Annotated in this window: 6 protein-coding genes; 4 read left to right on the forward strand and 2 right to left on the reverse strand. The window is 69.9% G+C overall.

Going from position 1 to position 9,138, the window contains the following annotated elements; translation table 11 throughout:
* Nucleotides 1–272: 272 nt before the first annotated feature.
* Together IH61_RS0139085 and IH61_RS43735 are read right to left on the reverse strand one after the other, a co-directional pair.
* Nucleotides 273–1,274 carry an ROK family protein gene (locus tag IH61_RS0139085; protein WP_078911734.1) on the reverse strand — a complete coding sequence of 334 codons (1,002 nt, stop codon included), beginning with the start codon at nt 1,272–1,274 and terminating at the stop codon, nt 273–275.
* A 177-nt stretch (nt 1,275–1,451) separates the two neighbouring features.
* Nucleotides 1,452–3,524, reverse strand: coding sequence for an alpha-L-fucosidase (locus IH61_RS43735; protein WP_051838756.1), 2,073 nt, complete (start codon nt 3,522–3,524; stop codon nt 1,452–1,454).
* Nucleotides 3,525–3,770: 246 nt separating this feature from the next.
* Here IH61_RS43735 and IH61_RS0139095 point away from each other — a divergent pair, with 246 nt between their 5' ends.
* The 4 genes from IH61_RS0139095 to IH61_RS0139110 all read left to right on the forward strand — a co-directional run.
* Nucleotides 3,771–5,099 (forward strand): ABC transporter substrate-binding protein, encoded by a 1,329-nt coding sequence (locus tag IH61_RS0139095; protein ID WP_158845868.1) that lies wholly within the window; start codon nt 3,771–3,773, stop codon nt 5,097–5,099.
* A 73-nt stretch (nt 5,100–5,172) separates the two neighbouring features.
* Entirely contained in the window at nt 5,173–6,063 is an 891-nt protein-coding gene (locus IH61_RS0139100) for a carbohydrate ABC transporter permease (protein WP_051838757.1), read from the forward strand.
* Nucleotides 6,060–6,893, forward strand: a complete 834-nt coding sequence (locus IH61_RS0139105) for a carbohydrate ABC transporter permease (RefSeq protein ID WP_031079054.1) — start codon at nt 6,060–6,062, stop codon at nt 6,891–6,893. The genes IH61_RS0139100 and IH61_RS0139105 overlap by 4 nt, the downstream gene beginning before the upstream one ends.
* Before the next feature lie 143 nt (nt 6,894–7,036).
* The coding region (locus IH61_RS0139110) for a hypothetical protein (RefSeq protein ID WP_031079056.1) at nt 7,037–9,138 on the forward strand (2,102 nt) is incomplete at its 3' end.

Raw genomic sequence — 9,138 nt, forward strand, 5'->3', positions numbered from 1 at the left:
GTGCGCGTTCGGGCATGCCTGTCACGGCTGCTGCGGCGACCATGATTCCCGCGACGAGCACGGCGCTGCCGCGTCTCGTGAGCACACTGTTCAGGGACATCGGAACCTCCTGGGATTGTCAGGTGGGGGTGCAGACTTCACGGCTCCAACCGGACCGGGGATCGGCTGGCGAGCGGTGTTCCGAATCCGGCCCGGGTGTCGGGGGGGCGGTCGGCGACGGTGCCCGACCGGGCTGGTGGGAAAGCGTGACGGGTGGGGCGCCGGGCGGGACGTCAGGACCCGTCGGGGCCGGGGCGCGCTCCCTGCGGCCGCAGGTCGTCCAGTGCGAGGACGATCGCGCCGTGCAGGGAGGCGTCCTGGCGGAACCGGGCCGCCCTCAGCTCGGTGGGGAAGGGCAGGGCATCGGCCAGCAGGCGCTCGAGCCGGGGGAGGATCACGTCGGCGACGGACATCAGGCCGCCGCCGAGGACGATGCGGGCGGGGTCGACGAGCGAGGCCATGTTGGCGAGCGCCATCGCGAGGACGGTGAGCGTCTGCCGCGCCAGCTCCTGGGCGGCGGGGGTGGTGCTGCGGAAGAGGTCGCCGCCGGTGGCGGTGTCGCCGAGCAACTCCTTGGCTTGGTCCGCCAGTTGTCTGCCGCCGAGGAGTTCCTCCAGTGGGGCGCGGCCGGCGGCGACGGCGTCCAGGGGCGCGTCACCGGGGTTGGCGTAGGCGATCTCGCCGGCCGCCCGGTTGGCGCCCCACACGATGTGTCCGCCGACGGTGAGGGCGGCGGCGAGGCCGGTGCCGAGGTTGACGTAGAGGCCGGGGTCGACGTCCCGCAGCTCGCCGAGGCGAAGTTCCGCGAGTGCGCCGGCCCGGACGTCGTTGGCGACCGGGACGGTGGGGACGCCGAACTCCTCGGCGAGACGTGAGGACAGGGCCAGGTCCTCCCAGCCGGGCAGGTTGGGGGTGAGCAGGATGCGGTCGGACTGGATGATGCCCGGTGCGACCGCGGCGTGGGCGGCGACGGGGGCGTCGAAGCGGGTCTCGGACTCGGCGGCGAGCTGTCGTACGGCCTCGGCGGCGCGCGCGAGGGCCTGGTCGGGCCCCAGTTCGGCGAGCGTCGCCAGTCGCATGCGGATGAGGATCGTCCCGTGCGGGTCGGCGAGTGCGAGTTCGGTCTTGGTGCCACCGAAGTCGACGCCGATGACCGTGCGATCCGGTCGGGTGTCGGCTGTCCCGGATACCGGGCTGTGGTCGAGGTGAGGGTGCAACGGCGTCACTGTCAGCATCCGAGGGGGTTCTCTCGTGCGAGGCTCCGGTCGGCTGAAGGGCAGGCGGCCGGACCGGACCCGCTGTTCGGGGTCGGTGTGGGGCACCGAGGCAGCTCGGCTGCAATAAGTTAAATTCCTTTATTCATCCCCGTCAAGACCTGATTCGCCGACGTCGCCGCTGCCGCGGGGCCGCGGTCAGAACGAGGGGACCGGGGCAAGCCTCAGCACACGCGCGGCCGGTTCGGCCGTCGAGGGGAGGGTGAACACGGCGCCCCGGCGGCCGGCCTCGACGGGTACGGGTGCGCCCGAAGCGAGCTCGGTCACCCGGGTGTCCTGCGGCAGGTGGAGATCGGTGACCACGGTCTCGCCCGTCACCGGGCCGAGGAAGTGGACGTAGAGGGCGTCCGCTGTCGTGGTGAAGCGGACCGGCACGCCGTCCTGGGTGGTGGACCCGGGAACCGTCCAGGGCCGGGTGCCGTAGACCGCCTCGCCGTGGACGTCGAGCCATCGGCCGAGTTCGCGCAGGGCCCTCTGCTGGAGCCGGGGGATCCGGCCGCGGTCGTCCGGGGTGACGCCGAGCAGGAGGTTGCCGTTCTTGCTCACGACGTCGAGCAGGAGGTGGACCAACTCGGTGCCGGTGAGGGTGTGTTCGGGGCCCTCCTGGCGGTTCCAGCCGAACGAGAGGCCGAGGGGGCGGGCGACCTCCCACGGCCGGGCATCCACCTCGTGACGGCGGGCGAAGTTGGGCGTGGCCACGTCGTAAGGGCCGGACCAGAAGCGGTCGTTGACGATTCCGTCGGGGACGGCCGCGTAGTAGTCCTGGAGGAGCGGGGTGGGGTCGCCCGGGTATCCCATGTCGTTCCAGAGGATGTCGGGACGGTAGCGCTCGATGAGTTCGTGCCAGTGCGCGTCGACGTAGGCGGCGTACTCGGGGCCCGGCGGGCAGCTGACGCGCGTGTCGGTCATGCGGCGGACCGGGAGGTTGGCGAAGGACCAGTCGAGGCCCGAGGAGTAGTAGAGGCCCACCCGCATCGACCGGTCGCGCACGGCGGCCGCGAGTTCCCCGACCACGTCGCGGGGGGCGGTCCAGCCGTCCGGGTGCGGCACCCGGGACGGCCAGAGCCGGTAGCCGTCGTGGTGCTTGGCCACCGGTACGGCGTACCGGACGCCGGCCGCGGCGAACAGCTCGGCCCACTCCTTCGGGTCCCACTCGTCGAGCGCGGTCGCGAAGGGCCCGCGGAAGTTCTGGTACTGCGCGTCGCCGTAGGTGGCGCGGTGGTAGTGCCAGGTGGGGCTGGACTCGATGGCCAGCCCGTTCTCGTACCACTCGGAGAACGGGGTGGGGACCAGCGGGTCGAGTTCGTCGCCGCCGCGCGGCGCGCTCTCGTCGTCGACCAGCAGCTCGACCAGCGACTCGTCCAGCGGTGCCCAGCCGGGGACGGAGTACAGCCCCCAGTGGATGATCACGCCGAGCTTGGCGTCCCGGAACCAGGCCGGGGTCTCGCGGCTCGGCGGTTCGGTCTCTGCCACGGCCACGGCGCGGCGTCGTCGGAGGGCGGTCGGCACCGGCTGCGGGGAGCGGCGTGCGGTGGTGCTCCGGGCCGCGTGGGCGAGGACCCAGGCCCTGGCGCCGTCGGCGTCCCGGCGCTCGAGGGCCGACACCAGCATGTCGTGGTCGGTGAGCAGCCGCTCGCGGCCCTGCTCCCAGGCCGACCGCCAGACGTCGGCCCGCGCCGGGGCGCTGAACAGCGCGTCGGCCAGCGCGGAGAGCATGCTGTTGCCGCTCAGCCGGGTCAGTTCAAGGTGGAACTCGCGGTCGGCTTCGGCGGCTTCGTCATGGCCGTCGGCGGTGGCGACCCGCTCCGCCAGGTCGGCCAGCGCGGCGATCTGCTCGGGTCGGGCGCGCGCGGCCGACCGGGCGGCGGCGGCCGCTTCGAGTACCGCGTGCACTTCGAGGAGTTCGGCTCGCCGGTCCTCGTCGGCGACCGGCAGCGCCAGCCGCAGTCCGGACAGCAGGTGCTCGGAGTCCAGCGCCGTGACGAACACGCCGGCGCCCTGACGTGGCGCGACGAGCCCGAGGGCGACGAGCGCGCTCATGGCCTCCCGGACGGAGCCGCGCGACACCCCGAGCTCCAGGGCGAGCCCGCGTTCGACGGGGATCTGTTGCCCCGGGGCGTAGGCACCCCGGGCGATCAGGCCCAGGAGCTGCTCCAGCGCCCAGGAAACGGCGGGACGGGTGGCCGCGGACGGTCGGTCGGGCGAAGTCATCGGATCTCCTTCGTTCGCTCGAGACCTTAGGTCATCGGACCAATATCGGTCCAGATGGCGCGACATCCCTGGTGGGCCGGGCTTTCCGGGGTGCGATGAGGTCATGTCCTCGGGCCAATCATGGTGCGAAGAGTTTACATCCGGGACACATGGCGGTAGAAAGCCGCTACATCCACGGAGTCATCCGATCAATTGGCTCGGGCGATGAACGACCCGCCGCTCCCACGCACTCGAGGATCGATCCCCATGACTATCTCCCGGAGAGCCTTCGCCGCTCTCGTGGCCGGCTGCACCCTGACCCTCACGGCCGCGTGCGGCAGCGGCTCGGGCTCGACCGCCCCCGACACGGCCGCCACCGGTCCGATCACGCTCAACCTGTGGACGTGGACCGGGGCACCCGGTGGCGCGGCCATGCAGCGCGCCATTGACGCGTACAGCAAGGACCACCCGAACGTCACGATCAAGAACAACGAGATCGCCCAGGCCGACTTCAAGGCCAAGGTGCCGCTGGCGCTGAACGCCGGACAGCAGATCGACGTCCTGGCCGTCCAGCCGAACCTGTTCGCGGATCAGGTCAGGGGCCAGCTGAGGCCGCTGAGCTCCTGGGAGAAGAACATGCCGGCCGGCACGATGGCCAAGTTCCAGCCGCTCGCGATCGACCAGGGCAAGAAGCTGTACAGCGACGGCCAGCTGTACTCGGTGCCGTTCGGGATGAGCGGCTCGGCGGTCGGCTACTACAACGCGGCCCTGTTCAAGGAACTCGGCGTCCAGCCCCCGCAGACCTTCGCGGACATGGCCGCACTGGCCAAAACCCTGAAGGAGAAGAAGCCGGGCGTCTCGGTGGCGGTGATGCCCTCCGGCACCGACGCCTGGTTCCAGGACGAGTTCGCGCTCACCCTGGCGGGCCAGAAGGACCCGAAGTTCTTCGACAACGTCCGCTACCACAACGGCAAGTGGAACACCCCGGCCTACGTGCAGTCCCTGACCGACCTGCAGAAGGCGTACGGCGACGGCGGCCTGGACAAGAACTCCATCGACGTCGACTTCGCCAAGGCCGAGGAGGCGTTCGCGACCGGCAAGGCCGCGATCCTCTTCAACGGCACCTGGGACTCCAGTCTGCTCTCCCCGGCCTACCGGGCGGCCAACAAGATCGGGCTGACCGACGTCGGTGCGATGCCCGTGCCCGCGGTGTCGGACGCCTCCACCCGCTCGCTGCGCTCCTTCCTGGACGTGACCCTGGGCATCCCGAAGACGTCCAAGTACCCCAAGGAAGCAGCGGACTTCATCGCCTACCTCACCGCCGGTGCCGGCGTCGACCAGTGGGCGAACCAGCTCGGCCTGATCCCGGCGGTGCAGGGCTGGTCCGCCCCGAAGGGCACGGTCGCCTCCGATGCCGAGCAGAGCGGGCTCAAGACCATCCAGGACCTGATCGCCAATCCGCACAGCGACCGGAACAACCTCAGCGCGTTCTCGGCCGAGGCCGGAAAGAAGGTGCTGAGCGTGATCGGCGGCGCCGACCCCCAGCAGGCCGCGAAGGAGCTGCAATCCGCCCTGGACAGCGGCAAGTTCAACTGACGCCGAGCGCACAGACCTGTGGTGCGGGCGCCAAACGGCCGCGTCCGCACCGCGGTCCGATGAAAGGCTACCGATGCGACGCAAGCTGAAGGGCGAGGGGCGGACCGCCCTCCTCTTCCTCACACCGCTGTTCCTGGCCTACGCGGTCTACTACGCCTACAGCTTCTGGTTCCTGATCGGCACCAGCTTCACCAAGGTGTCGATCAACTTCTCCAACGCCGTCGAAGTCGGCTGGCGGAACTACCAGTTGCTGCTGGAGGACCACGCCTTCCTGACGGCCATCCGCAACAACCTTCTCTTCGCGGCGGGCAGCATCGCGGTCTCGCTCACCCTGGCGTTCGTCATCGCCGTCATGCTAGCGTCCGGCATCGGCGGTCGCCGACTGTACTACGCCATCTTCCTGGTCCCGGCCCTGACCCCGATCGCGCTCATCGCGACCGTGTTCGGCCGGATGCTCCAGTACCAGGACGGCGCGCTCAACGAAGGGTTGCGCTCGATCGGCCTGGGCGGACTGGCCCAGCACTGGCTGACCGAGCCCGGCTGGGCATTCGCCTCCGTCCTCGGGCTGTTCGCCTACCTGATCGGTCTGCCGATCATGTACTACACGGCGGACCTCGCCGCGATGCGCACCGACGTCCTGGAAGCAGCGGTCCTGGACGGCGCCGGACCGCTGCAGATGATGCGCGCCGTCATCCATCCGATGATGCGCAGCACCCACCTCACCGTGACGCTCGCCCTCCTGCTCGGCTCCTTCCGGGCGTTCGAGGTGGTGCTGCTCTCCACGGGCGGCGGTCCCGACGACACCACCGAGATCGTCGGCACCTACACCTACCGCTACGTCACCTCCGGCGGTTCCACGATCGGCTACGCCTCGGCGGCATCCGTGCTCGTCCTGCTCGTGGCGCTGCTCGTGTCGGCCGTACAGGCCCTGGTCACCAGGACGAGGAAGGGAGAGGCCCGATGAGCGCGAACGGCGGCTTCGGGCTGCTCGTGCGCCGGCGCCGGGACCGGTACATCGCGCAGGCGCTGCTCGTGGCGACCGCGCTGCTGTGGCTGGTCCCCGCCTGGTCGGCTCTGCGTGAGGCCCTCAAGGCCGGCGGGTTCTCGAACTTCACCTCGCTGTTCAGCGATCCGCTGGGCGGCATCCCGGTCTGGCGCACCTACCTCAACAGCCTGCTCAACGGAGTCGTGCACGCCGCGGTGGTGCTGTTCGTCTCGCTCCCCGCGGGATACGCCTTCGGCAAGCTGCGCTTCCGCGGCCGTGAGGCGCTGTACTACGGGACCATCCTGTTCCTGGCCATCCCCGGAACCGCGATCCTGGTGCCGCTCTACCACGTGACGCAGCAACTGGACCTGTTCAACAGCCACTTGGGGGTCGGGCTGCCCGAGGCGGCGCTCACCGTCCCGTTCGGCGTCCTGCTGATGCGCAACTACGCGGAGAACGTGCCCGACACCCTGCTGGAGGCGGCCATCATGGACCGCGCCGGACACTTCCGGATCTTCACCCGGATCTTCGTCCCGATCGCCCGGCCCGCGATCGTCAACCTGACCGTGCTGTGCTTCATGTGGTCCCTGCAGGACTACCTCTGGCCGAGCGTCCTCAACACCGAGCCCGACATGACCACCGCCGCCCAGGCCGTCTCCAGCTTCCACAACGCCCTGTCGGCCTCCCCGGTCGACTCCGCGCGCTACAGCGCCAGCCTGGTCCTGCTCGCCGTCCCCGCCGTGCTGCTCGTCGTCCTCGGCCAGCGCTTCATCACCAACGGCCTCACCAGCGGCGCCACCAAGGACTGACCCGGCCCCCCGACCGCCCTCGACCGCGCCCCCTCGGCGCCACAGACCACCGACCCGCCCGCCGCCCGGGGCGGGTCGGGGCCGGGCCCCTCGCCCCATCGCCCGGAACTCCACGGAAGATCCCCCACCTCTCAGGAGTCCTCATGAAACGCAACAGACGGCTGGTGCCGGTGGCCTGCGCCATCGGGCTGCTCGCCGGCCTCGTCATCCCGGCGACCTTCGCCTCGGCGGCCGACGGGTCCTCGATCGCCTCCGGCGAGGTCGAGGTGGTGTTCGACACGGCCAACGGCCTGCCCAGCCGGTACGCCTTCGCCGCCTGGTCGAACGCGTCGCTGCGCGGACACGACATCGGCAGCGGTGGCGGCCGACTGGCCGCGGCCTCCCGCGACAGCTCCGGCGGCGAGTTCTCCGGCACGGACTCACTGCGCCTCAACCGGGTCGAGAAGACCTCCGCGACGACCGCGAAGGTCTTCTACGACGCGTACTGGAGCGACGGCACCACCAGGACCGCGTCGCTGGCGATCCAGTACGTCGTCACCGGGACCAACGTCGACATCAGTCTCCAGAACGTCACCGAGACCCCTGGCTACCAGCTGATCTCGGTGAACCTGCCCAGCCTTCTGACGGTGCGCGAGGAGGACGGCGGCGCGCCGTGGGTCCTGGACGCCAACGGCGGCGGCCGCCTCAACCCGCTCGCCAACGTGAAGATGGACAAGGACGAGGAGGGCAACGACAAGGACCACGCCACCAAGCCGCAGTTCGTGTACACCCCGGAGGGCTACAACTCGCCGTACTACCCGGTCGACGGGGTCGGGACCACGGCGGCCACGGGCTCGCTCGAGCTCACGGGCTTCCTCGACGAGACCTTCGCCTCGGTGTACTTCAGCGGGTCGAAAAGGCACTACACCGCGGGCGTCGGTGCGCAGTACCGGGTCCGCGGCGGCACGTCGACCCCGAACATCCTGGTCAACCAGCCGGAGATCGCCCGGCTGACCTTCGCCGGGGACTACGACAAGAACGGCGTCGTGGACTGGCTGGACCTGGCCAAGCGCATGCGCGACCAGGCCCCGGTCATCCCCTCGCACTACTACGACGACAAGTTCGTCTACCAGGTGCTCGGCCAGCTGGGCCACAGGGACGCGGAGCTCAAGTACGCCGCCGCCGAGCGCCTGGCCGGCCGCGTGTCGAACCTGCTCGACGGCAACCCCCAGGTGATGCAGATGGCCGGCATCTTCGAGGGCGGGCACGACACCATCGAGCCCAACTGGACCCAGCCCAACGGCGAGCTCGGGGGACTGTCCGGCTGGAAGACGGCGAAGGCCAACGCCGCCAACCTGTACAACACCAACCTGACCTCCGACGACAACTACGACGACCAGTACAAGAGCAAGTGGAGCTGCAACAAGGACGTCCCCAGTGCCTGCCAGAACGACGACGACATCACCCGGACCATCGACAACAACCTGCAGACCTTCAACGCCTGGAACGGCGTCGACACGAGTTACATCGCGGGCATGAAGAAGTACGTCGACAGCGGCCGCGCGCTGGCCCGGGCCGACGGCACCATCACCACGGTCGGCCTGCACGACGGCGCCCTGATCGACGCCATGACCTGGTGGTCGCACCGCCACGACTGGGATCCGGCCCACCCGGCCAGCGCCGTCGACAACCTCACCGGCGGCAAGTTCAAGATCCTCGAGGAGTACGCCAGGTACGGCGTTGCCGTCAACGGCGAGATGGAGCGGTACCCGTTCCTGGGGAAGGTCGCCCTCACCGTGGACGGACCGCAGGGCGGTGGCTGGGTCGGGGGCCCCGAGACCGAAGTGCCCTTCATGGCGACGGTGCTGCGCCACACCCAGATCTACGGCGGGACGAAGGACGACGCCTTCCCGACGGCCCTGGAGTCCGACCCCAAGGCCGTGCTGCTGCACAACGTCCGGTCGGCGCGCTGGATCGACGGGAAGACCAGGGACCAGGACATCGCCGATGCCTACTATCTCGGGTACCGGCCGTGGATGCTGCTGTCCAAGCTCGACGTGGACACCTTCAGCCGCAGCGACGACAAGAAGTCGATCACCGAGACCCTCAAGGACGGCTCCGGCAACACCGCGTCGATCACGATCAACTACGAGAAGAACGAGTTCTCGGCCGTCTACAACGGCACGAAGATCATGGACGGTTACAGCGTGACGGTGCCGATGGACAGCAACCGGATCGCGTTCTACTCCCGCACCGACCAGAAGCT

This window comes from Streptomyces sp. NRRL WC-3742, from assembly GCF_000720635.1.
Taxonomy (GTDB): domain Bacteria; phylum Actinomycetota; class Actinomycetes; order Streptomycetales; family Streptomycetaceae; genus Kitasatospora.